Genomic DNA, 20928 nt, shown 5'->3' on the forward strand with positions numbered 1-20928 from the left:
GGCCGGCGGACCTGCTCCTGATCCACCCAGACCAGGTGGCCGTGGTGGCTGATCAGCACCTCGCTGCCGGCCGGGCCGGAGCGCTCGGAAAGCGCTTGGCCGGCGATCCAGCGACCGCCGATCCGGACGTGCACGTCGACGGGAGGCGCCGTGGGAGTGGCAACTGGCATGGCAGCACCTGACTTCTGAACAGGGGCGGCGAGTGGAATGTGTCGATGAACAGCTTTGGGGTGATGCTTCAGATCGGTCATCGTCGTCCTCGGCAGGGACGGCAGTCGTCGGCGCATTCAACGCCGGCTGACTGCTCAACCAAGATCACACCCTACAACCGCGCCGTGAACGTCCCAAGCCGTATCTCGGATTGGTTCGGTGGCAACGTTGTCTACTTTTCAGCTGTAGACCGGGAGCTGCTGGAGCGCCCAGCCGTTGCCGTCAGGGTCGTTGAACATAACGAAGTTGCCCCAGGGGAATTCCTGGACCTCGGTGACCTCGACCCCACGCCCGGCCAGCTCGGCCCGGGCGGCCGCCACGTCGGCGACCACGATCTGAAGGCCGCGGACCGAGCCGGGCTCCGCCTGCGGCATGCCGGCGCCGATGGCGATCGAGCACGCCGACCCAGGCGGCGTCAGCTGGACGAACCGCAGGTCGTCGGTCACCTGGTGGTCGTGGTCGAGGTTGAAACCGACTTTCTCGGTGTAGAACGCCTTCGCCCGGTCCACATCCGCGACCGGTACCGACACCAGTTCGAGCTTCCAGTCCATCGTTGGCCCCTCCCAATCCAGTTCCAGCACGGTGACAGCAACCTACAACGCGCCGCGGTTGCTTGCTGTGATCGCCGCTGGGTACCGGGCCGGTACACCGAACCCAACGGGAGACACCATGACGACGCACCCACAGGCCGTCCGAGAGGACGGTCGCCGCACCGGACAGGACGAACACGTGGGCGCGCTCGTGGCCCAGCAGCGCCAGGTTTCGCACGCCACTCCGCCCGTTCCGCAGCACGCCGTCGGCGGAGCGGTTGCGCTCGGCGCAGCGGCCTGGATCGTGGGGTGCAACAAGTGAGCAAGGCAGCCAAGATCGCGTACCGCCCGTTCGGGCTGCTCTCCGGTATCGCCGGCGGTCTGATCGCGGGCGCGATCTTCAAGCAGGTCTGGCGCCGGGTCAGCGACGAGGACGACGCGCCCGACGCTCTGCAGTCGGAGTACCCGTGGCGCCAGCTGCTGCTGGCTGCCGCGCTGCAGGGCGCCGTGTACGCCGTAGTCAAGGCGGCCGTGGATCGCGGCGGAGCCAAGGCCTTCGAACGCTGGACCGGCGAATGGCCCGGCAACTGAAGAGGTTCGGCGGGCACAGGAAGGTTGCAATGTACTGGTTGCCAAGGCCCCGGCGTCGAACAGCCAACGCCGGGCCTTGGGTAACCGGCGGCTAGTCGGGCGGCTCAGGAGTGGGCGGGCTCTCCCCGGGCGGATCTTCTTCCGGTCCGCGGGTCTCGTCGATCAGGTCGTCCACCAGCGGTCCGTCGAATTGGCCGCCGATGAAGTCGTCGGCCGGATGCTCTGTCATCGCGTCCTCCTTCCCAGAACCCGGCAGGTACCCGATGCCCTGACGCCTATGCGCGGACGGCGACGATCAGGGCGTCGTTGCCTTGCCGCCAGACCGCGCCGGCTCGCTCGAAGCCGTTTCGCCGGAGTAGATCCACGTGCCAGCCCTCCCGCTCGAACAGGTCACCGGTCCAGTGGCCGAACGCCTTCTGCCGCTCCTCCCAGAGCCCCGCGTACTGCGGGTCGGCGTACGCACGCTCGTACCACTGATCGCAGTTCTCCACCCCGCTGGCGAAGGTGCTCCGCAGGTACTGGTCGTGCAACCGGTCAGCGGCGGCACGCAGTACGGGCTCTGCGACGGGGACGTGGTCCGCGTTCGCGAAGATGCCGCCTGAGCGGAGCAGCTTCGCGACGCCCGCGTAAACCCCGGCCAGGGCGTCGGCGGGGAACCAGTGCATGGCGGTGGCGGTCAGCACGGCGTCGAAGCCAGTGGGCAATCCTTCCGTCCAGTCGGGGTCGGCCAACTGCCGCGACACCACCTCGACCCGGGCATCTCCGGCGAAGGCATCCCGGGCCAGGTCGAGCAACAGCGGATCGATGTCAACGGCAACGACCTGGGCGGCCGGGAAGCGGTTCAGGACCCGGCGGGTGATCGAACCAGGGCCGCAGGCGAGGTCAAGGACTTTCAGAGGTGGCCCGGAGAGCTCGCCGACGTAGTCCAGCATCAGGCGGAACCGGAGTTCGCGGTCCGGTTCGTGCACGCTCTGCTGGTCCTCCCAGCTGGCTCTCAGTTCTTCACGCGGTGTCGTCATGGTGATCACGTTCCGCGCCTCAGGGGCTCGACGTCCAAGACACAAGCGCACTAACGTCACATCCTCTGGTTATCGCTGCAGGTGGGGAAGGTATGGACGTCGATCTACGGTTGGTGCGGTATTTCCTGGTGATGGCAGAGGAGCTGCATTTCACCGCGGCCGCCCGCCGGCTCTATGTGTCACAGCCGGCACTCAGCAACCAGATCCGACGGCTCGAGAGCCAGCTGGGCACCCAGCTGTTCGAGCGGTCTCCCCGCGGCGTGACTCTCACCGCGGCGGGCGACGCCTTCCTCCCGCATGCTCAGGGAGCGCTGGCCGCGATCCGCTCGGGCGTGGCCGAGGCGATGGCCGCTGCCGGGCGAGACCAGGTACTGCGTATCGACGTGCTGCAGACGGACCTGGCAACGCCACGGGCTGTGTTGGCTCGACTGCGCGAACAACTGCCTTCGCTACGCCTGGAAGTCAGCAGTCGCGGTAGTCGCGACCAGGAGCAACGCCTGCTCAGCGGTGACCTCGACCTCGGCTTGTGTGGGTCTACCGCGCACTTGCCCGACGGCCTCATGCAGCGGCTCATCCGGCGGGAGGCACTCGGAGTCGCTCTACCTAAGGGTCACCCGCTCGCTGCGGCAGACGCTGTCGCGGTACGGGAGTTGGCGGACGAACTTCACTACCTGCCGCGAGACGATTTCGCGCCCGAGTGGAACGACTTCATCCTCGGGTGTTGCCGGACCGCGGGCTTCACGCCGCGACGGCATCCCGCCAGTACCGACGGAACCAGCTCTGCGCTCGAGTTGGTTCGTGCCGGGGAGTGCGTCGCCATCGGACTGCTCTCCACGCCGTATCCCGACGGTGTCGTGGTCCGACCCTTGGCCGCCGGCGTCCCGCCGTACAGCTGGTCACTGCGCTGGCGCGAGTCCACCCACGCTCCGACCGCCGCCCTGGCCGCGCTGCGAAACTTCGAGGGAAGTTGACCGTCGGATGCATAACTTCGAAAGCCGTGGGGTAGGAATGACTGCAGATATTGACCGCGGTCCAGACATGTGCCGCGCCGTGACTCACAGTCGCGAGGTCAAGAATCATGGTTACCGTACTTGCCGGCACCACCGTCGAAGAGCGTAAGTCTTCCGATCCGAAGCAGCGCCGCGACGAAGCCACCCGGGATCTGCTGTCCCGGCGGGCCACCACCATCGATGAGGGAGTCCGGCAGTCGTTGCTGGACGAAGCCATCCAACTCAACCTGGGCATCGCCCACAGCATCGCCAGCCGCTTCCGCGGCCGCGGCGTCGAATCCGACGACCTGGATCAGGTCGCCTATCTCGGGCTGGTCAAGGCCGCCCGCAGCTACCGCACCGACAGCGAGACACCGTTCCTCGCGTACGCCGTACCGACCATCCGCGGCGAAGTGAAACGGTACTTCAGGGATTGCTCGTGGACCGTCCGGATTCCGCGCAGACTCCAAGAACTGCAGGGATCCATCGCCGCGGTGCGACCGCAACTCGTGCAGGATCTGCAACGTGATCCGACCCTCGAGGAGCTGGCCGCCGCGATCGGCAGCCGGGTCTGCGAGGTCGAGGACGCGATCGCGGCGGACGGCTGTTTCTCCGTGCTCTCACTGGATCGCCCGGTCGACGGCGACTCCACCGCGAACCTCGCCGACACGATCGCCGACGAGGAGGATTCCGCCTTCGAGCGGACCGAGGCGGTCGCGGTGCTGGAACCGGTGCTGAACGACCTGGCGCCGCGCGAACGCAAGATCCTCGAGCTGCGCTTCATCGAGGGTCACACCCAGGCTGACATCGGCGCCGAGATCGGCGTCAGCCAGATGCAGGTCTCCCGCCTGCTCCGCGGCATCCTGGATCGCCTGCGCGACCAGATCGAACCCCCCACCGCCGCCGCGGCCTGAACCTCCTCGCAGGTGGTCCCCGTCATACACTGACGTGGACCACCTGCGGAGGACTAGATGCCTGAGGCACCGATCTTCGTGGTGCAGCTGCATGACGCGCGCAGACTGCACTACGACGTCAGGCTCGAGGTCGATGGTGTGCTCAAGTCCTGGGCGGTACCACGCGGCCCGTCGCTCGACCCCTCGGTCAAGCGGCTGGCCGTGCCTACCGACGATCACTCGATCGAGTACGCCGGGTACGAGGGCGTCATCGCCGACAGCAAGTACGGCAGTGGCGCTGTGATCGTCTGGGACGCGGGCACCTACACCAATCTCACGCTGGACAAGAGCCGTCGCCTGATCGAACCTGCTCAGGCAATCGAGCGGGGTCACCTCAAGTTCAGCCTGCACGGGACCAAACTGACCGGGGCTTGGGCTTTCACGCGTACTGAGCGAGATTGGCTGCTAGTCAAAGTGCGTGACGCCGCGGCCGATGCTGACGTGGACCTCACTGCCGAGGAGCCGCAATCCGTCCTCAGCGGCCTGACCATCGAAGAGATGGCGGCTACGAGACCGTCAGCCTGAGCACCGCGGTCACGACGATCGCCGCCGCGACCGCCACCAACATCGGCACCTTGGCCAGGCTCAGTACGCCCGCCGCACCGACGCCGGCCAGCTGCGTCCAGTCCAGTTCCTTGCCGCCTAGCTCCGTCACGATCAAGCCGGCCAGCAGCGCGGGTGCCATCAGCGCGGTCATCCTGATCGCAGCGGGCGGCAGCTTCCGTTGACCGATGATCAGCGGCGCACTCGCCTTCATCAGCCAACTGATGACCGTCACCGCCAGGACGGAAAGCCAGACCCTCATGCCGTTTCCTCCTTCTCAGGCAGTACTCCGATGAGCGCGGCCGCCGTGGCTCCGAGCAGGGCATAACCAGGACTGGTCACGAGCAGTAGCGCGGCCGCGATCACCGCACCGAGGAGAGCCGCCACGGTCGCTCGGGACGATCGCCGGAGTTCGTCCAACGCCAGGATGAGGAAGAAGGCGGGGAACGTGACGTCGAGGCCGAGCGTGTGCATCAGGTCCGGTGATGGTGAGGTCAGCGCGCCGATCGCGGTGCCGCTCACCCAGAAGAGCCACTGCGGCACACTCGCCCCGATCAGCCGCGCCACGTCGTACCCGCCATCGTTGCGGTGGGCAACGACGAACGAAGCATCGACCAACGCCTGCGCCTGCAACGCACGGAAGAGCCGGCCGCCGCGAAGACTGTTGTTCAGGGCAACGCTCATCACCAGGTAACGGGCGTTGATCAGGATGGCCGCAGTGATCGCGGCGAGCGCGGACCCGCTGGCCAGCGTGGTCAGCAAGGTGAACTGAGCCGAACCGGAGAACGCGAACATCGAGAACAGCACCGGCAGGCCGAACCCCCACCCGCGCGCCTCCGCCTCCGCGCCGAAGCTCAACGCCAGCACGAAAGCAGCGCTGCCGGGGCCCGCGCCGAGTTTCATCCCGTCGACGAAGGCTTCTCTTCTCATGCGGAGTGAAGGCGCTGGTAGTGCCGCTTGGCCCGGGCGCGGTTGCCACAGTCAGCCGAACTGCACCACCGCCGCGAACCGTTCTTGCTGCGATCCAGGAACAGCCAGCCGCACGCATCGTCCTGGCATTGCCGCAACCTGCTGAGATCCTCGTCCTCGAGCAATCGCCACACCGCGAGAGCCACGGCGATCGCCGGATCGTCCGCGTGCCACTCGAGCGGGCTGACCCGCACGAGTTCGGCCCGGGAAATCGCGTCGACCATCACCTTGCGCAAAGCTTGCACATCGCGGGCTTCCGGTACTGCGCCGATCGCGATCGGTTGGAGCACGCAGTACGCCGCCTCGCGGGCTCTCGCGATTCGCTGGAAGTCCTTGGACTGTGGCAACCCAGTCGCGGACAGCCAGGTGCTGAGCCCGGTGGGATCCGCGATCCGGTCGATCCGGCGCTCGTCGTCCAGGCGCCAGGCAACCGTGTTGAGCAGGTCGAGGCTCAGGTGCCCGCCGATCAACTCTGGCTCGTAGTCCATCCGTCATCACCCCCTCGACTAACAAGCTAAACCTCTTTTGCTCGTTAGCCAAGGGCTGTCTTACCAGGTGTTGAGATGAAGGACCTCGTCCAGGGGCTGCCGAGCAGCCGGCTTGAAGTCCGTGCCGATCGTGTACGCCGTCGGGATGAGCACCGCTTGGTGGACGTCGTCCGGCAGACCGAGGACCTCCGAGATCTCCTTCTCGTACTGGAGATGCAAGGTGGTCCAGGCGGTTCCGAGCGCGCGAGCCCGGGCCGCGAGCATGTAGCTCCACGCCCCCGGCAGGATCGAACCCCAGAAGCCGCCCTGGTTGCCCGTAGGCAGCGACTTCGACCGGATGCAGGGAAGCACCAGGACCGGCACCTGGCCCATCCGTTCGCCGAGGTACTCCACGCTCGACCCGACCCGCCGCTGAACCGGCGCCCGGTTCGGGTCATCGGCATACAGCCGCCCGGCCGCGCCCGAGGAGTCCAGGTACTGCGCGACCGAGCGCTGGTAGTACTCGCCGACCTCGGCCCGCTTGTCCGCGTCGGTGATCACCAGCCAGTGCCACGTCTGCCGGTTACTACCGGAGGGAGCCTGCAGCGCGATCTCGATGCACTCGCGGATCAACTCCAGCGGCACCGGCCTGTCCAGATCCAACCGCTTCCGGACAGTACGAGTAGTGGTGAGCAGTTCATCGGGAGTCAGGTCCAGTGTGGTCACTGCGCCAGTTTGTCAGCAGGTGTACAGGCTGTTCGGGTGGACTACCTCACAGAAGCGGACGTGGAGGTGGTTGTCGTGTGCTTCCCACTGGGTGGTGAGGCCCTCGTTGATCAGGACCGGGTCGTTGAAGAAGACGAGCCGTACGTGCCCTGGTGCCGCAGCCCGGATCGCCTGGACGAGTTGCCGGGTCGCGGCCCGGTCGTACGTGGCGGACTGCCAGGTGATGCGGCCTGCCGTGCATTGCGCGCTGTCGGTGCGGATCGGCCAGATGTCGATGTCGAGGCCGACCTCGTGACTGCCGTGACCGGGGATATCACCGCCGTGCTCGAACCCGGCATCGCCGTACGGGACCTTGCCCTGGCTTGTCCCCGCGAAGGAGCGGGCGGCTTGTTCGAGTTGGGCGGCGGCAGCTGAGGTTGCCCAGTTGGCGGCCGTGCCGTTGCCGTCGGGGTCCTGGTCACACAGGTTCGCGGCGAAGTCGGGGTAGTCGTAGTGCCAGGCGAGGTTGCGCCACGTGACCGGCCCGACGATGCCGTCCGCGCCGATGCCCGCGTGCGATTGGAAGGCGATGACGGCGTCGCGTACCGCGGTACTGAAGACTCCGTCGACGGGGAGGCTGAGGCGGCGCTTGGCGTTCAACTCGACCTGCAGAGCCCGTACTGCGGCGCCGGCGGCGCCGGAGCTGATCGTGGGAACGAGGGCGCCCCAAGTCTGTGGTCCGACAATGCCGTCCGAGCCGAGCCCCTTGGCGGTCTGGAAAGCCTTGGCAGCGGCGACCGTGGACGCGCCGAAGACGCCGTCGGCCGGGGCGGACTGACCGTGGTGCTGCAGCAGGTACTGGATCGCGAGCACGTCGGCACCGCGGTTGCCGGTGCTCTGGGTCGGGAAGAAGGCGTTCGCGTAGGCCTGCGCAGTACTGGGCGTGAGGCCGATCAACAGCAGTACCGCGAGGACGGCCGGGCCGAGTCTTCTCATCGCTTGTCTCCATTCAGGGCGGTGAACGGTTCAGCTCTGACAATCACTAACCTCTCGCGGCAACTTTCAGCCACATATTTCCCAACCGCAACCCCTCAGGCTTACTCGAAGGGGGTGGGGTCGCCGGCGCCGCGGCGGACTATTGCGGGGAAGTCTTCGGAGAAGTCGATCACCGTGGTCGGTTCGGTGCCGCAGTCGCCGGAGTCGATCACCGCATCCACCTGGTGGTCGAGCAGTTCCTTGATCTCCCACCCCTGCGTCATCGGCTCTTCCTCGTCCGGCAGCAGCAATGTGCTCGACAGCAAGGGCTCGCCCAGCTCCTCGACCAACGCCCGCGCGACCACGTGATCAGGAATCCGCACCCCGACCGTCTTCTTCTTGGGATGCAGTAGCCGCCGCGGAACTTCCTTGGTCGCCGGCAGGATGAACGTGTAGCTCCCGGGAGTTGCCGCCTTGATCGACCGGAACACCGCATTGCTGATGTGCACGAACTGCCCGAGCTGCGCGAAGTCCTGACAGACCAGCGTGAAGTGGTGCCGATCGTCCAGGTGCCGGATCGCGCGAATCCGGTCGATCCCCTCCCGGTTCCCCAACTGGCACCCGAGTGCGAAACAGGAGTCCGTCGGATACGCGATCAACCCACCCTCGCGAACCAGGTCCACCACCTGCCCGACAGCCCGCTTCTGCGGATTCTCCGGATGCACATCGAAATACCTAGCCATAACCCCCGACCCTAGCGTCCCCACCCACCCGCAACGTCCGAAGAACTGGCGGGACGTCCCGCCAGTTCTTCGGACGCTAGCTGCTCAGGTGGGTGACGGCTTCGGCGAAGGCGGGGTCCTGGCGGGTGGCGAGGTGTTCGGGGGTGAAGACGGGGCGACGGATGTCAGGCGGGATGCCGGGGCCGTCGAAGGACTTCCAGGTCAGGGTCCTGAATTCCTCGTTGGGGACGATGAACTCCCAGCCGTTGGGGAGAGTGCGCTGGAGGACGTCGGAGAAGACGCCCTGGGTGTTCTCACCGATCCGGACCGGTCTGGGCGTGCGGTTCATCATCGCCAGGGTGAAGGTCTCGCCGGCACTCATCTGCGAACCACCCGTCAGCAGGACCATCGGACCGGAGTACGAGCTGCGCTTGCTGGGCTGGACGAACAGGGGTTGTGGGGCGGTGAAGGCGGACGGGTTCCGCGGGTCGTTGCGGGCGCGCTTGAAGTAGGCGAAGTACGGGCGACCGGTGAGCCGCGACGCGAGGTCGAGGCCGAGTTGGTCCGAGCCGCCGCCGTTGAGTCGCAGGTCGACGATCAGCTTGCGCGGCTTCTTCGCCAGGATCGTGTCGAGGGTGCGATCGAGCTCCGCCCGATCGATGGTGTAGTCCGGGAAGTCGTTGAGGTAGCCGAAGAACGAGATCACCCGCAGATAGCCGATGCCGCCGGGCAGTTCGGCGTACCCGATCCGGTTGTTGGCGTACGACGTGAACTTCGCACCCTTGAGCGCGACGTCCTCGATGTACGGGCGGATCTTCGCCTCGAGGTGCTCGTCCGGGAAGGTGGTCCCGGGCCGCACGCCTTGGAACATCTCGCCGTCCGGAGTACGGATGGCGGTGTGTGCGTCGCCCAGCGGCTTGATCATGGCACCCAGCAACTCGAGCAGCGCCTCCTCGGACATCCCCGGCTTCACCAACGGCCGGTACTGCGCGCGGGCCGCGTTCCAGTCGATGCCTTTGGCCCCGAAGAACGGGTAATTCTCGTCAAAGGTGGTCCAGAACTGGTCGAAGACCGCGAGCGGCCCGGTCACACCCGGCACTGTGCAGTTCTTTGGAAGCTTCGCCAACCGCCGCAACTGCTTCTCCCCGACATTGCCCTCGGCATGCATCACCGCACGGTCCCGATGGACCTTCAGAGTGAAGGGTTGTTGCTCGTCAGCAGTGAATCGGTCGCCATCCTGGATGTAGACGGCGGCCGGCGTGCAACTGATGCTGGTGGTCTGGTAGAGCTGGGCCTTACCGTTGTCAACGGCAACAATCGTGCCGTAGCCGTCGGTCTGCCAGATACCGTCCGTCGACGCGGCAGCGGTGGCCGCCAGCGGCGCGGAGAGTGGGGCCGCGACCAGTCCGGCGGCGACACCGACCGCGACGAGCAGTCGGCGAGTGGGACGGAACGTCTGAGAGTCCATGCCGACAACCCTCGCCGGGCAGCGACCAAGCGGCCAGGGAGCGAAGCCCCCTCGCGAGGTAGGCCTAGCTCTACCTCGCCAGTCCGACTGGCTGAGCAGTCACGACCAGGTTCTGCTCATAACCACCCTTCGCCGCGTCGTACGCGCCGGTGCAGGTGATCAGCACCAGTCGATGATCAACGGTCTGGTCGAAGGCGCCGCTTGTCGTCGCGAGTGCGTCCTTCGGCACGGATTCCACCGAACTCACCCGGTACGACGCGGTGTGGCCGGCGCCGCGCAGTACGACGGTCTCGCCCGGCTTGACCCGCCGCAGGCGCACGAAGAAGCCGATCCCCTCCTGAGCCGAGTCCACATGGCCGGCCAGAACCGCCGCTCCGAAGGGATCACCCGCCTGTGCACCGCCATCCCACCAGCCGACTCGCTCGACCTTTTCGGGCACGACCAGCTGCCCGTTCACCGTGCTCGCCGGAAGCACCGGCGCGTGCGCACCACCAGGCAGGACGACCTCGGTCGGGATGAAGCGAACCCGCTGGCTCGCGGCCGGAGTACCGACCCGGCCCGGGGGTACCGCGCCCGCGGGCGCAGTAGGTCCTGCGGACGGCGGCGCTGCCTGTCCGGCAGCGCCACCCCCCGCCTCTGAACTCGAGGCCGCTGTACCAACCTGCGCGGCACACCCCTCCAGGGTCACGCAGAACAACAGCAGTCCGAGCAAACACTTCTTCAGCGACGTGCCGCCTTCCGCACCGTCAGCAGCAGGGCGCCAACAGCCAGGAACGCGACCAACGGAAGAAGGGACGGCCGGGACTCCATCATCCCGGCGGCCTGACCTCCGGTCCCGGTGTTCACCAGGTCCGGCTTGCCCGTCCCCGTCGTCGGCAACTTGATCGTCGCCACGGCGACGGTCATCGTCTTCGAGTTCGGTTCCCCTACCGCGAAAACGCGGTACAGAAGACCGGCCTTGACCTGCAATGGCAACGGGCCGAGAACAACAGGTGAACTCGCGCCGGTCGGCACGATGTCGACCGAGTATGTTCCAGCCGGAACGACTACGTCGAGTGATTCACCATTCGCCACGTTCGCGAACATCACTTTGCCGTTCACCCGGATATCCGCCGGCCCGACCGCTGCCGTGTGCGCGACCCGGACGGACGCCTTGTCCGCCGCTACGGCAGTCAACTTGTTCGTGTAGGTGGTGATCACCGGACCCGCGGTGGGCGAGGCCGGCCGATGGATGACGACGTCGAGGTTGCTGCCGGCACCCACCGAGACCTGCCGGTCGATGACGACCTTCCCGCCCTCCTTGGCGGTCAGCCGGCGCTGCCCGGCCGCCACTTTCACGCCTTCGACGATCTTGGCCGCCTGGACCCCGGTCCCCACGGTGCGGCCGTCGACAGTGATGTCGAGCGTCCGGCCGGGCAGGCCCTGGACGATGTTCAGCACCCCGTTGCCGGCGGCATCAGCCGGCACCGCGACCGATGCCGACAGGCCGGCGACCGTCACCGCCAGCAGCAGCGGAATGACCCTGCGATAATTCGGACCTGACATTCTCGAAATACCAGCCCGAACCCCCTCGGCGACTGTTCGAATTTGCCCGGATACGCTCTGTCCTCGCATTTTGCCCCCCTCGGAATTACCCTTTTGAATTCTGCTCACGAAACATAATTTCGGCGTATCGTATGCGGAAGTCGGTCCGGCCACCAGAGGAAGTGGCCGGGTCTCTTGGGGGCGATGATCCATGTCCGGACGACGCACGGGAAGCGGAAGCCGGGTGCTGGCGATCGGCGCGCTGGCACTGGGGCTGAGCACAGCCACGTCCTGTTCCGCCGAACTGGCGGCACCGACGCCGCCGAGCCCCGGCCTCCTCAGCAGCGAGCCCGCAGTAGCCGTCCAACCACCACCCACGGCCGAGGGCCCGGGCCAGACCGCGCCGGGGATCCACCTCACCGCCGTACCGCGCGGTGACGGAAGCTTCGACATCACCGAGGACATCCTGCTGCGCGGCGCGACGAGCATCGTGCAACTTCGGCCGCCGGAATCGGGCGAACGCCTGCAGGGGATGATGATCCGGACCGCTCCGAAGGCGACGAACCTGCAAGTGGTCGCGGACGGGCAGCCGGTCTCGCTGGACCAGACCGAGGTGAACAAGGCCCGGGATCTCCCGCTGGTCACGTCCGCCACCAAGCTCAAGCTGACCTATCGCCTGACCGGATCGAGTGTCAGCAGACTGCATTCCAAGGCCAGGCGAGCTTCAGCCGCGATCAGCCCTCTCGCCGCGGACACCGACGACACGCTGCCCACCAACCTGGCGGTGTCCGGTGGCGGACTGCTCAACGTGGTCTGCCCGCGACTCCAGGAGACCCGCTGCGCGGTCGGCGAACCACCCGGGCTGGGGATCCAGCAGGGAATCCCGGCCGCCCAGGCGCTCGCAGTACTGCAACTGAACCTTCCGCTGCAGCCCTGATCGGCCGGTCGCCCCTAGGCTGTCCTCATGGTCGACGCGGAGCCTGAGAACAGCGATCGGATCGCCTTCGGTACGGCGCGGGCCAGGTGGGTGCTCGCGGCCACGGCGCTGGGCTCGGGAATGGCCTTCCTGGACGGCACCGTGGTGAACGTCGCGCTGCCGGCCATGGGCGAGGACCTCAACGCCGACATCGCCGGGCTGCAGTGGATCGTCAACGGCTACATGCTGATGCTGGCCTCGCTGATCCTGCTCAGCGGTTCGCTCGGCGACCGGCTGGGCCGGCGGCGGTTGTTCGTCGTCGGCGTGGTCTGGTTCGCGGTCGCCTCGGTTGTCTGCGCGGCGGCGCCGAATCTCGAGGTGATGATCGCCGGGCGGGTGCTGCAAGGCATCGGCGGTGCGCTGCTCACTCCAGGCAGTCTGGCGATCCTGCAGACGAGCTTCCGGCATTCCGACCGGGGCAAAGCGGTCGGTGCCTGGTCCGGTCTCACGTCCGTCGCCGCGGCGATCGGTCCGTTCGTCGGCGGCTGGCTGGTGGACAGCGGCTCGTGGCGGTTGATCTTCCTGATCAACATCCCCCTCGCCCTCGCCACCGTGCTGGTGACGCTGCGGCACATTCCCGAGACCCGCGACGAGGAGACCACCGGCAAACTGGACGTCGCTGGAGCCGTCCTCGCCACTGTTGGGTTGGCGGGACTGACATACGGCTTGATCAGTGCTGGAGATCGCGGCTTCGGCGACGCGCTCGTCCAGGTCGCCCTGGCTGTTGGAGTTCTTGCTTTGGCGGTGTTCGTGGAGGTCGAGCGCCGTAGCTCGCACCCGATGCTGCCGCCGGGGATCTTCGCCAACATGCGCTTCACCGGCGCCAACCTGGTCACAGTCGTCGTGTACGGCGCACTGGGTACTGCGACCTTCCTGCTGGTCGTCTACCTGCAGACGGCACTCGGCTACGACGCGCTCTGGTCGGGCGCGGCTCTGTTGCCGATGACCGTGCTGATGCTGACGCTGTCGGGCTACGCGGGCGGCCTGTCCGAACGGATCGGACCCCGGTTGCCGATGACGATCGGCCCGTTGCTCTTAGCTGCCGGCTTCCTGTTGATGCTGCGGATCGAGCCTGGCGCGGGGTACGTCAGCGCAGTACTGCCGGCTGTCATCGTGCTGGGCCTCGGGCTGGTGTGCACGGTCGCCCCGCTGACCGCGACGGTGCTGTCCTCGGTCGAGGATCACCACGCCGGAATCGCGTCGGGTGTGAACAACGCCGTCGCGCGGTCGGCGCAACTGATGGCAGTCGCCGCGATCCCACTGGCGGCCGGGATCACCGGCGACTCCTACCGGGATCCCGTTGCCTTCAGCAATGGCTTCCAGACGGCGATGTGGATCTCGGCCGCTCTCGCCGCCGCCGGGAGCGTGCTCGCGTGGTTCACTCTCGCCGAACCGCAGCCGGTCGTCCGCGAGCCGGTCGAGCACCACCGTCATTGCGCCCTGGAGGCACCGCCGCTGTCGTCGACTAGGAAACGGTGAACGTTCGCGAGGTCCCGGTGAACGGGGTGATCGCGCCGTTCAACGCTTTCGAGTCCCCGTGGTGGACGATCCGGTAGGTGCCCGGGGCACCGGCTTTCCAGGTGATGGTGGCCTTGGAGTCGGCCAGTCCGGTCCGGGCCCAACGGTAGGTCGTGTCCCAGTCCCCATCGTCCGCGACTCGTTGCCATTGGCCCCCGTTGAGCTTCTGGACCTCGAGGAACGTGCCGTTGCGGTGCAGGTTGTTCTTCGGATGCCCGGTGACGAACTCGACCTGGACGGTCTGGCCCGCCTGGTACGACGAGGCCGCATCCGTCAGCAACTGGCCGAACGACTTGAACAACGGCGGACTGTCGAACACGACTCCCGTCTGCAGGTTGAGTTCCGCAGTACCGGGCTTCGGGGGATGCGTTCCGGCGGCTACCGCAGTACCGGCTTTCATCGCCTTGGCGAGGTTGGCGAACTCCTGCTGATATGCCGGGAGCGTGTACTTCCCGAACAAGGTGGAGCCGCCTTCGTACTGCTGGAGCTGGTACTCCTCGGGCGTGGTCAGATACTGGCTGTAGGCGTTGGCATATCCCTGGATCAACACATTCTCGATCGGTACGCCGAGCTCTTGGGCCACCGTACGGCGAAGTCGCAGGCCGGCCACGATCGTCACCTCACCCGGAACCGCGACCAGGTGGAACTGCCCGAGCTTGACCAACTGGATCGGCACGATCTCAGGTGTTGCCTGGAGCAACCCGGTCGGAACCGCCGGCGCCTTCGGCGACTGACAACTGATCAGCCACGGCGGCACGTCGACGTTCAACGGCTTGAGCAGCTCGAAGAACGGATTCGTCACGCCCTCCGGGATGATCGCGATGCCCGGGCCGTCTTCCACACTGCCGGCCAAGGTGGACACGCCGACCACCCCGGGGCAGGTGCGGTGCGGCTGACCATCCGGTGTGTAGGCAGGAGCGATCTGGACGGCCGACATGTCGACAAACCGCATCCGGGCGTCGATGCCGCCGGTGATTGTTGCCTGCGGCCCGTTATACGCCTGCTCGGCGGCCGACAACTGGCGCTGGCCGATGATCTTGGAGTTCTCCACCGGGTCTTCCGTCGGCCCGGATCCCGGCTGCAGGTTGAGGTTCGGCGACATGTCGCCCGCGTTGGTATTGGGGAATGCGGCAACAAAACCCTCGCTCTGGTCGAGGTAGCGAACTCCCTTGAGATCGTGTTCCCACCGGTAGGCCGCGTAGCCCTTGTTGTCGGGACTGATCAACGTGTTCTCGTTCGTGATCGAAGTCGCGTGGGTGGCGAACCAGTTGATCGCGCCGATGTCGTTCCCGCCCTGCTGGAAGCGCAGTACGGTGACGGCCGGATCGATCGCCTGTGGGAAGGCGGCCTTGTCCGCCGCAGGGTTCTGCTCGAACGCGACCTGGGAACGATTCACGCTGGCATTGGTGAGCTGACTCCGCCCGAGACTGATGGAGCCCGGGGCAAGGTCCTCGTGCGCCTCGACGACCGACTCCACGATCCCATCCACCGTCGCGTCGAACGCCTGCTTCTGGAACCCGAGGATCGACAGGTTGTAAGCCAGATTGTGCGACTGCCCACCCGGCCCGGAGTGCGTGTGAGTCGCCGACAACAACGCGTTCCGCTCGTTGTACAGCGCGCCGTACCGGCTCTGCAGTTTGGCCAGCACGGCATCCCGCTGCGCCTGGAAGATCATCCCCAGGTCCGCATTCACATACGCGACCCGCGACCCACTCCCCTGATCCACCACCACATAGGCCCGAGACCGCAACCGCTGATGGATCCCGGTCGTGCTCTGCCCGAACTTCGAATACCCCATCATCCCGTTCTCAGCCGCGGGCCCGGTGACATCCGAAATCCCCCTACCCACCAGGTACGGCGCCGCGGCGCCGGCAGTCGCAACCCCAACGCCCCCCACCCCACCAACAGCAGCCAGCGCAACCGCAACCAACCCGACCAGCGACCGACGCCCCATAGCTCTCCCAAAGCTGAGCAACCTTCACCTTTGCCAGAGAGTACCCACCCCCTCGCTGTCTGTGAAGACCTCAGCCGTCACGGCGAAGGCGAACCTCAGAGTGGGTCGAGGCGCCTCTTGAGCAGGCAGAACTCGTTGCCTTCGGGGTCGACGAGGACATGCCACCCCTCCTCGCCTGTCTGGCCGATGTCAGCCGGGCGCGCACCGAGGCCCAGGAGGCGTTCGAGCTCGGCGTCCTGATCGCGGTCAGTGGCGTTGACGTCGATGTGCAGCCGGGATTTCCCCTCCTCGGGCTCATCCTGGCGACTGAGGATGATCGTCGGCTGCGGACCGCCGAACCCTTCGCGCGGCCCGATCTCCAGCGTGCCGTCCTCCTCACGATCGAGCACGACGAAGTCCAGCACCTCGCACCAGAACCGCGCCAGCACCTCCGGCTCACGGCAACCGAGCACCAGCTCACTAATACGACACGCCATGAACAAACCCGCTCTCAGCCTAGAAACCGCCGGGCAGCCACACCCAGCAAAACAACCCCGCGACCGTACCGAACAAACCAACCCCCGAACACAACAATTTCACTAGGGATGCAGAGTTCGTGGGAGGGCTAGGTAGTGGGATCGGGTTTTGGGTGGGAGGCGTTCTATGGCGTAGCGGAGCATGGTGCGGGGCATGGCGGGGGCGTGGTTGTTGAGGAAGGTCAGCAGGTCTGGTTCGTCGACGCGTTTGCCTGCTTCTCGGAGCATCCAGCCGGCGGCTTTGTGGATCAGGTCTTCGCGGTCGTCGAGGACCAGGGCGGCGAGGGCGTAGATGTCGGCGGTTTGGCCGAGGGTGATCAGGCCGTACGTCGCGACGAGGGCGATCCGGCGTTCCCACAAGTTTGGTGAAGCGATCAACGTGTAGAGGGTGTCTCGGGGTTTGTCCGCGAGGTAGGCGCCGACGATCTGAGGGGCGCTGCAGTCGACGAGATCCCAGTTGTTGATGGATGCGGTGTTACGGACGTAGAGCTCGTGGATCGCGGCCCGCTCGGACGGGTTCGCAGTACGGGGCTTGCCGGCCAGGGTCGCGCGGTCGGCGAGTACGCAGAGGATTGCCAGGCGGTGTTCGTGGACGGGGCTGTGGAGTGCTGCCTCGAGGGACGCCAATTCAAGCCCAGCGCGGATGTAGGGCTTGATGATGCCGCGCAAGGTAGAGAGCTTGACGCCGATCATCTGGTCGCCCTCGCCGTAGCCGCCGGGCTTCAGTTGGAAGTAGCGGCTCAGTACCTCGGCGACCGCGGGGTCTGCCGCAGCGTCGATTTCCTTCAGCAGGTCGTCGACCGTACTCAGATCAGCAACCCTCCGGTGACCCGGAGGTTCTGGCCGGTGATCCAGCGACTGTCCGGGCCGGCGAGGAACGCGACCACGTCCGCGATATCGGCCGGTTGCCCAACCCGCCCGAGGGCTGTCATCCCGACCAACATCCCGGCCACCGACTCCTCGTTGGACTCGCGGAACATGTCGGTGTCGGTGGCGCCGGGCGAAACGGTGTTGACCGTGATGCCGCGGCCGCCGTACTCGCGGGACGCGACCTTGGCGAACTGCTCCAGCGCGCCCTTGCTTCCGGCGTACAGGGAGATGCCCGGGGCTGGCATGGCGGTGTTCAAGGTGGAGAGCGCGATGATCCTGCCGCCGTCGGCAAGGACCTCGCCTGCCTTCTGGATCGCGAAGAACGGGCCCTTGAGGTTGGTGGCCATCAGTTCGTCGTACGCCGCCTCGGTGACGTCGGCGATCGGGGTTACCAAGGCGCTGGCCGCATTGCAGACGAGGATGTCCAGGTGGCCAGTCGGCTCTGACGCGGTTGCGAAAAGCTCCGGTAGGACTGAGATGTCCGCCTGATCGGCCTGAACCGCGACGGCCTGACCACCAGACTCCTTGACCGCGGCGACGACCTCGTCCGCGGCCTCCGAGTTGCTGGCGTAGGTGAACGTCAACGCGGCGCCGTCAGCGGCCAGACGGCGGACGATCGCCGCGCCGATGCCGCGAGAGCCGCCGGTGACCAGCGCCGCTCTGCCCTCGAGCTGACCCATGACTCAGAGGTCCTTCAGTAGCTGGCGCATGGTGGCGATCTCCTTTGTCTGGGTGACGGTGACCTCCTGGGCCAGCTCGCCGACCCGGATGTCGGCACCGTTCTTCTCCTGCTCGCCACTCATCGTCACCGCGCCCTCATGATGCTTGATCATCAGGGTCAGGAACAGGGTGTCGAACGGCTTGCCGGTCGCACTCCCCAGCTGGGTCAGCTGCGCCGGGGTCGCCATCCCGGGCATGGCGCTGTGGTCCATGTGCTCGACGTGCTCGAGGTTGGGCGGGGTCTGGCCGCGGGCGGTCAGCATCTGCCGCATCGCCTCGATCTCGGGCTGCTGACCGACCCGGATCCGCTCGGCCAGCGCCTTCACCTTCGGGTTCACCGCGGCGGTCTTCGCCCGCTCCGTCATCTGCACTGCCTGCGTGTGGTGGACCATCATGTCGCCCAGAAACTTCACGTCATCGGGATCCACCGTGGCCGAAGCGCTGGGCAGCGCGGCGAGCGTCTGGTTCGGGCCACCTGGCGTCCCCGGCACGATCACCGGCACCGTGGAAGACGGCGCGGGCGCGGCGGCCGGCTCGGAGCTGCTGCAGCCGACAACACCCAGCAACAAGAGAGCTGGCAGGACAGCGGGCAGCCGGCGTAGACGAGTCACAGGCCTCACTCCTTGTGTCAAATCACTTCCGCACAGTGTCTATCACGCTTACCCTGAGGCAATCGATTCACTGGCAACAAAAGAAGGGACCCAAGGCATGCGCATCGGCCGCCCCCGCTCGCTCGCCCGTCTCACCCTGGCAGTCAGCCTGGTCGCCGCGCTCTCCGGAGCCGCGGGCGTCGCCAGTGCCGACTCGCCGACGCCACCGGACACCGGTGCCACCAAGAGTGACAACATCACGCACCTCGCCAGCGCCCCGATGAGCGGCCCGCTGACCGACGGGGTGAACACGGACATCGCCTTCGCCGGCAAGCTGGCGTACGTCGGCAACTACTCCGGGTTCGCCATCTACAACATCGCCAACCCGGCGAAACCGGCGCTGATCAGCCAGGTCTCCTGCCCGGGCAGTCAGAACGACGTCAGCATCTACGACGGTCTGCTGTTCCTCAGTACCGACTCCTCCCGCACTGACAGCTCCTGCACGAGCATCGCGCAGTCGGCGACGCTCAAGGAGTCGTGGGAGGGCATCAAGATCTTCGACGTCAAGGACCCGAAGAATCCCCGGTACGTCGCTGCCGTCGAGACCAAGTGCGGTTCGCACACGCACACCCTGATCCCGGACAAGGGAAAGCGGTCCGTCTACATCTACAACTCCTCGTACAACCCGAGGGCGGAGTACCCGGACTGCCAGCCGCCGAACGACCGCATCGACATCATCAAGGTGCCGCTGCGCAACCCCGAGCAGGCAGCGGTGGTCGCCTCGCCGGTGCTGTTCCCGGACGGTGGTTTCCCCGGCAGCCCGACCGGTTCCGCGACCAGCGGCTGCCACGACATCACCGCTTTCCCTGCGAAGAACATCGCCGCGGGGGCCTGCATGGGTGACGGCATCCTGCTCGACATCTCCAAGCCGGCCGCCCCCAGGGTGATCGACCGGGTCCGGGACACGACGAACTTCTCCTTCTGGCACGGCGCGACCTTCAACGGCGACGGCACCAAGGTCGTCTTCATGGACGAGCTGGGCGGTGGCGGCGCGGCCGAGTGCAACACCGAGGTCGGCCCGAACAAGGGCGCCACGGCGGTCTTCGACATCAAGAAGAAGAAGATGATCTTCCGCAGCTACTACAAGATCCCGCGGCACCAGGCTGTCGAGGAGAACTGCGTCTCCCACAACGGCTCGCTGATCCCGGTCAAGGGCCGCGACATCATGGTGCAGGCGTGGTACCAGGGCGGCTTCTCGGTCTGGGACTTCACCGACTCCGCGCACCCGAAGGAGATCGGGTACTTCGACCGCCCGCCGATCGAGCCGGCGTCCTTCGGCGGCTACTGGTCCGTCTATTACTACAACGGCGCGATCTACGGCACCGAGTCGGTGAAGGCGTTCGACGTCTTCAAGATCTCCGACCGCCGCACCGATCCGGCCAACCGGGTGAAGCTGAAGGAACTCAACGTCCAGACCCAACCCGCCTTCTGGGGCTGAGATCCCGACCGAAACAGGCTAGGCAAAGCTAAGCGCTTACATCACGCTCCGAGGTCACTGCCGGTAGAACCGTTGTGACCTCGGAGCGTTCGGGCATACGGTTACCCACAGGGCCGTTATCCACCACGCCAGGACCGACCGGCGTTCACGGAGCTGCCCGGGGGAGAGACCGCCGTGAGCCAGCCCGAGTCCCAGGACGGCGAGATGATCAAGACCACGTTCGACGCCGTCACCGAAGAGCTGCAGCCTGGTGTGCTGCTCGTTCGGTTGTCCGGCGAGATCGACATCGCCACCACCCATTTCGCCTCCGAGGCGATCCAGGCCGCGGTCGCGCCCCCCGCCCGCATGGTCCTGATCGACGTCTCGGCGGTCACGTTCTGCAGTTCCGCCGGCCTCGGCAACCTGGTCGAGGCCAGGAAGCTGGCCGGTCAGCAGGGCATCGACCTGGCCCTGGTCGGCGTCGGCAGACCGGTGGACCGCCCGCTGGCCATCACCGGGCTCGGCGGCCAGTTCCAGATCTTCTCCTCGGCCGAGGAGGCTGTCCGCGCGATCGACGTCCAGTAGGTCGACACGACGTTTTCGACCGGGTAGGCACGGCTAAAACGCTTTAGACTGCGGCGCA

Annotated in this window: 26 protein-coding genes; 9 read left to right on the forward strand and 17 right to left on the reverse strand. The window is 66.6% G+C overall.

Annotated features, from left to right (window positions below; genetic code table 11):
* Nucleotides 1-389: 389 nt before the first annotated feature.
* Nucleotides 390-761 carry a glyoxalase superfamily protein gene (locus VFG33_RS17190; RefSeq protein ID WP_325053889.1) on the reverse strand — a complete coding sequence of 124 codons (372 nt, stop codon included), beginning with the start codon at nt 759-761 and terminating at the stop codon, nt 390-392.
* 118 nt (nt 762-879) lie between these two features.
* Here VFG33_RS17190 and VFG33_RS17195 point away from each other — a divergent pair, with 118 nt between their 5' ends.
* Together VFG33_RS17195 and VFG33_RS17200 are read left to right on the forward strand one after the other, a co-directional pair.
* Nucleotides 880-1062, forward strand: coding sequence for a hypothetical protein (locus VFG33_RS17195; protein ID WP_325053890.1), 183 nt, complete (start codon nt 880-882; stop codon nt 1060-1062).
* Nucleotides 1059-1331, forward strand: a complete 273-nt coding sequence (locus tag VFG33_RS17200) for a DUF4235 domain-containing protein (RefSeq protein ID WP_325053891.1) — start codon at nt 1059-1061, stop codon at nt 1329-1331. Before VFG33_RS17195 ends, VFG33_RS17200 begins: the two co-directional genes overlap by 4 nt.
* 91 nt (nt 1332-1422) lie before the next feature.
* Here the strand turns inward: VFG33_RS17200 and VFG33_RS17205 are convergent, their stop codons facing one another.
* Both VFG33_RS17205 and VFG33_RS17210 read right to left on the reverse strand, forming a co-directional pair.
* Nucleotides 1423-1560 carry a hypothetical protein gene (locus tag VFG33_RS17205; RefSeq protein WP_325053892.1) on the reverse strand — a complete coding sequence of 46 codons (138 nt, stop codon included), beginning with the start codon at nt 1558-1560 and terminating at the stop codon, nt 1423-1425.
* A gap of 46 nt (nt 1561-1606) precedes the next feature.
* On the reverse strand, nt 1607-2350 hold the full coding sequence (locus tag VFG33_RS17210) for a class I SAM-dependent methyltransferase (protein WP_325053893.1): 744 nt from the start codon (nt 2348-2350) through the stop codon (nt 1607-1609).
* 92 nt (nt 2351-2442) lie between these two features.
* Here VFG33_RS17210 and VFG33_RS17215 point away from each other — a divergent pair, with 92 nt between their 5' ends.
* From VFG33_RS17215 to VFG33_RS17225, 3 genes are all read left to right on the forward strand, one after another.
* Entirely contained in the window at nt 2443-3321 is an 879-nt protein-coding gene (locus VFG33_RS17215) for a LysR family transcriptional regulator (protein ID WP_325053894.1), read from the forward strand.
* A gap of 107 nt (nt 3322-3428) precedes the next feature.
* Nucleotides 3429-4253: a sigma-70 family RNA polymerase sigma factor gene (locus tag VFG33_RS17220; protein WP_325053895.1), complete on the forward strand. Its 825-nt coding sequence runs from the start codon at nt 3429-3431 to the stop codon at nt 4251-4253.
* A gap of 57 nt (nt 4254-4310) precedes the next feature.
* Entirely contained in the window at nt 4311-4817 is a 507-nt protein-coding gene (locus VFG33_RS17225; RefSeq protein WP_325053896.1) for a DNA polymerase ligase N-terminal domain-containing protein, read from the forward strand.
* Here the strand turns inward: VFG33_RS17225 and VFG33_RS17230 are convergent.
* From VFG33_RS17230 to VFG33_RS17270, 9 genes are all read right to left on the reverse strand, one after another.
* A complete protein-coding gene (locus VFG33_RS17230) occupies nt 4798-5097 on the reverse strand; it encodes an AzlD domain-containing protein (protein WP_325053897.1) in 300 nt (99 codons plus the stop codon). The genes VFG33_RS17225 and VFG33_RS17230 overlap by 20 nt on opposite strands.
* A complete protein-coding gene (locus VFG33_RS17235) occupies nt 5094-5765 on the reverse strand; it encodes an AzlC family ABC transporter permease (RefSeq protein ID WP_325053898.1) in 672 nt (223 codons plus the stop codon). Before VFG33_RS17235 ends, VFG33_RS17230 begins: the two co-directional genes overlap by 4 nt.
* Nucleotides 5762-6292 carry a CGNR zinc finger domain-containing protein gene (locus VFG33_RS17240; RefSeq protein ID WP_325053899.1) on the reverse strand — a complete coding sequence of 177 codons (531 nt, stop codon included), beginning with the start codon at nt 6290-6292 and terminating at the stop codon, nt 5762-5764. The genes VFG33_RS17235 and VFG33_RS17240 overlap by 4 nt, the downstream gene beginning before the upstream one ends.
* A gap of 60 nt (nt 6293-6352) precedes the next feature.
* A complete protein-coding gene (locus VFG33_RS17245; protein WP_325053900.1) occupies nt 6353-6997 on the reverse strand; it encodes a nitroreductase family protein in 645 nt (214 codons plus the stop codon).
* A 12-nt stretch (nt 6998-7009) separates the two neighbouring features.
* A complete protein-coding gene (locus VFG33_RS17250) occupies nt 7010-7972 on the reverse strand; it encodes a penicillin-insensitive murein endopeptidase (RefSeq protein WP_325053901.1) in 963 nt (320 codons plus the stop codon).
* 101 nt (nt 7973-8073) lie between these two features.
* Complete coding sequence (locus tag VFG33_RS17255) at nt 8074-8694, reverse strand: L-threonylcarbamoyladenylate synthase (RefSeq protein ID WP_325053902.1); 621 nt, start codon at nt 8692-8694, stop codon at nt 8074-8076.
* A 76-nt stretch (nt 8695-8770) separates the two neighbouring features.
* Nucleotides 8771-10141, reverse strand: coding sequence for a S41 family peptidase (locus VFG33_RS17260; protein ID WP_325053903.1), 1371 nt, complete (start codon nt 10139-10141; stop codon nt 8771-8773).
* A gap of 70 nt (nt 10142-10211) precedes the next feature.
* Nucleotides 10212-10853 carry a class F sortase gene (locus VFG33_RS17265; RefSeq protein WP_325053904.1) on the reverse strand — a complete coding sequence of 214 codons (642 nt, stop codon included), beginning with the start codon at nt 10851-10853 and terminating at the stop codon, nt 10212-10214.
* A gap of 8 nt (nt 10854-10861) precedes the next feature.
* Nucleotides 10862-11686, reverse strand: a complete 825-nt coding sequence (locus VFG33_RS17270; protein WP_325053905.1) for a DUF4397 domain-containing protein — start codon at nt 11684-11686, stop codon at nt 10862-10864.
* A 190-nt stretch (nt 11687-11876) separates the two neighbouring features.
* Between VFG33_RS17270 and VFG33_RS17275 the strand changes: the two genes are divergently transcribed.
* Nucleotides 11877-12602: a hypothetical protein gene (locus VFG33_RS17275; protein ID WP_325053906.1), complete on the forward strand. Its 726-nt coding sequence runs from the start codon at nt 11877-11879 to the stop codon at nt 12600-12602.
* Between the two features lie 27 nt (nt 12603-12629).
* Nucleotides 12630-14120 (forward strand): DHA2 family efflux MFS transporter permease subunit, encoded by a 1491-nt coding sequence (locus VFG33_RS17280; protein ID WP_325053907.1) that lies wholly within the window; start codon nt 12630-12632, stop codon nt 14118-14120.
* Here the strand turns inward: VFG33_RS17280 and VFG33_RS17285 are convergent.
* From VFG33_RS17285 to VFG33_RS17305, 5 genes are all read right to left on the reverse strand, one after another.
* Nucleotides 14107-16113 carry a neutral/alkaline ceramidase gene (locus tag VFG33_RS17285; RefSeq protein WP_325053908.1) on the reverse strand — a complete coding sequence of 669 codons (2007 nt, stop codon included), beginning with the start codon at nt 16111-16113 and terminating at the stop codon, nt 14107-14109. The two genes, VFG33_RS17280 and VFG33_RS17285, sit on opposite strands and share 14 nt — an antisense overlap.
* Nucleotides 16114-16208: 95 nt before the next feature.
* A complete protein-coding gene (locus tag VFG33_RS17290; RefSeq protein WP_325053909.1) occupies nt 16209-16589 on the reverse strand; it encodes a VOC family protein in 381 nt (126 codons plus the stop codon).
* 102 nt (nt 16590-16691) lie between these two features.
* Complete coding sequence (locus VFG33_RS17295; RefSeq protein ID WP_325053914.1) at nt 16692-17483, reverse strand: DNA alkylation repair protein; 792 nt, start codon at nt 17481-17483, stop codon at nt 16692-16694.
* Nucleotides 17435-18178 (reverse strand): SDR family oxidoreductase, encoded by a 744-nt coding sequence (locus VFG33_RS17300; RefSeq protein ID WP_325053910.1) that lies wholly within the window; start codon nt 18176-18178, stop codon nt 17435-17437. The genes VFG33_RS17295 and VFG33_RS17300 overlap by 49 nt, the downstream gene beginning before the upstream one ends.
* A 3-nt stretch (nt 18179-18181) precedes the next feature.
* Entirely contained in the window at nt 18182-18829 is a 648-nt protein-coding gene (locus VFG33_RS17305) for a DUF305 domain-containing protein (RefSeq protein ID WP_325053911.1), read from the reverse strand.
* Nucleotides 18830-18926: 97 nt separating this feature from the next.
* On the opposite strand from VFG33_RS17305, the gene VFG33_RS17310 reads away from it, so the two are divergent.
* Entirely contained in the window at nt 18927-20306 is a 1380-nt protein-coding gene (locus tag VFG33_RS17310) for an LVIVD repeat-containing protein (protein WP_325053912.1), read from the forward strand.
* 174 nt (nt 20307-20480) lie between these two features.
* Nucleotides 20481-20870, forward strand: coding sequence for an STAS domain-containing protein (locus VFG33_RS17315; protein WP_325053913.1), 390 nt, complete (start codon nt 20481-20483; stop codon nt 20868-20870).
* Nucleotides 20871-20928 lie beyond the last annotated feature (58 nt).

This window comes from Kribbella sp. (genome assembly GCF_035687465.1).
Lineage (GTDB): Bacteria > Actinomycetota > Actinomycetes > Propionibacteriales > Kribbellaceae > Kribbella.

Coding starts and splice junctions, on each gene's coding strand:
- VFG33_RS17215 (WP_325053894.1), top strand. CDS start 2,443: ATGGACGTCGATCTACGGTTGGTGCGGTATTTCCTGGTGATGGCAGAG.
- VFG33_RS17285 (WP_325053908.1), bottom strand. CDS start 16,113: ATGGGGCGTCGGTCGCTGGTCGGGTTGGTTGCGGTTGCGCTGGCTGCT.
- VFG33_RS17240 (WP_325053899.1), bottom strand. CDS start 6,292: ATGGACTACGAGCCAGAGTTGATCGGCGGGCACCTGAGCCTCGACCTG.
- VFG33_RS17195 (WP_325053890.1), top strand. CDS start 880: ATGACGACGCACCCACAGGCCGTCCGAGAGGACGGTCGCCGCACCGGA.
- VFG33_RS17190 (WP_325053889.1), bottom strand. CDS start 761: ATGGACTGGAAGCTCGAACTGGTGTCGGTACCGGTCGCGGATGTGGAC.
- VFG33_RS17300 (WP_325053910.1), bottom strand. CDS start 18,178: ATGGGTCAGCTCGAGGGCAGAGCGGCGCTGGTCACCGGCGGCTCTCGC.
- VFG33_RS17270 (WP_325053905.1), bottom strand. CDS start 11,686: ATGTCAGGTCCGAATTATCGCAGGGTCATTCCGCTGCTGCTGGCGGTG.
- VFG33_RS17255 (WP_325053902.1), bottom strand. CDS start 8,694: ATGGCTAGGTATTTCGATGTGCATCCGGAGAATCCGCAGAAGCGGGCT.
- VFG33_RS17205 (WP_325053892.1), bottom strand. CDS start 1,560: ATGACAGAGCATCCGGCCGACGACTTCATCGGCGGCCAATTCGACGGA.
- VFG33_RS17275 (WP_325053906.1), top strand. CDS start 11,877: ATGTCCGGACGACGCACGGGAAGCGGAAGCCGGGTGCTGGCGATCGGC.
- VFG33_RS17290 (WP_325053909.1), bottom strand. CDS start 16,589: ATGGCGTGTCGTATTAGTGAGCTGGTGCTCGGTTGCCGTGAGCCGGAG.
- VFG33_RS17250 (WP_325053901.1), bottom strand. CDS start 7,972: ATGAGAAGACTCGGCCCGGCCGTCCTCGCGGTACTGCTGTTGATCGGC.
- VFG33_RS17230 (WP_325053897.1), bottom strand. CDS start 5,097: ATGAGGGTCTGGCTTTCCGTCCTGGCGGTGACGGTCATCAGTTGGCTG.
- VFG33_RS17260 (WP_325053903.1), bottom strand. CDS start 10,141: ATGGACTCTCAGACGTTCCGTCCCACTCGCCGACTGCTCGTCGCGGTC.
- VFG33_RS17225 (WP_325053896.1), top strand. CDS start 4,311: ATGCCTGAGGCACCGATCTTCGTGGTGCAGCTGCATGACGCGCGCAGA.
- VFG33_RS17310 (WP_325053912.1), top strand. CDS start 18,927: ATGCGCATCGGCCGCCCCCGCTCGCTCGCCCGTCTCACCCTGGCAGTC.
- VFG33_RS17235 (WP_325053898.1), bottom strand. CDS start 5,765: ATGAGAAGAGAAGCCTTCGTCGACGGGATGAAACTCGGCGCGGGCCCC.
- VFG33_RS17220 (WP_325053895.1), top strand. CDS start 3,429: ATGGTTACCGTACTTGCCGGCACCACCGTCGAAGAGCGTAAGTCTTCC.
- VFG33_RS17210 (WP_325053893.1), bottom strand. CDS start 2,350: ATGACGACACCGCGTGAAGAACTGAGAGCCAGCTGGGAGGACCAGCAG.
- VFG33_RS17280 (WP_325053907.1), top strand. CDS start 12,630: ATGGTCGACGCGGAGCCTGAGAACAGCGATCGGATCGCCTTCGGTACG.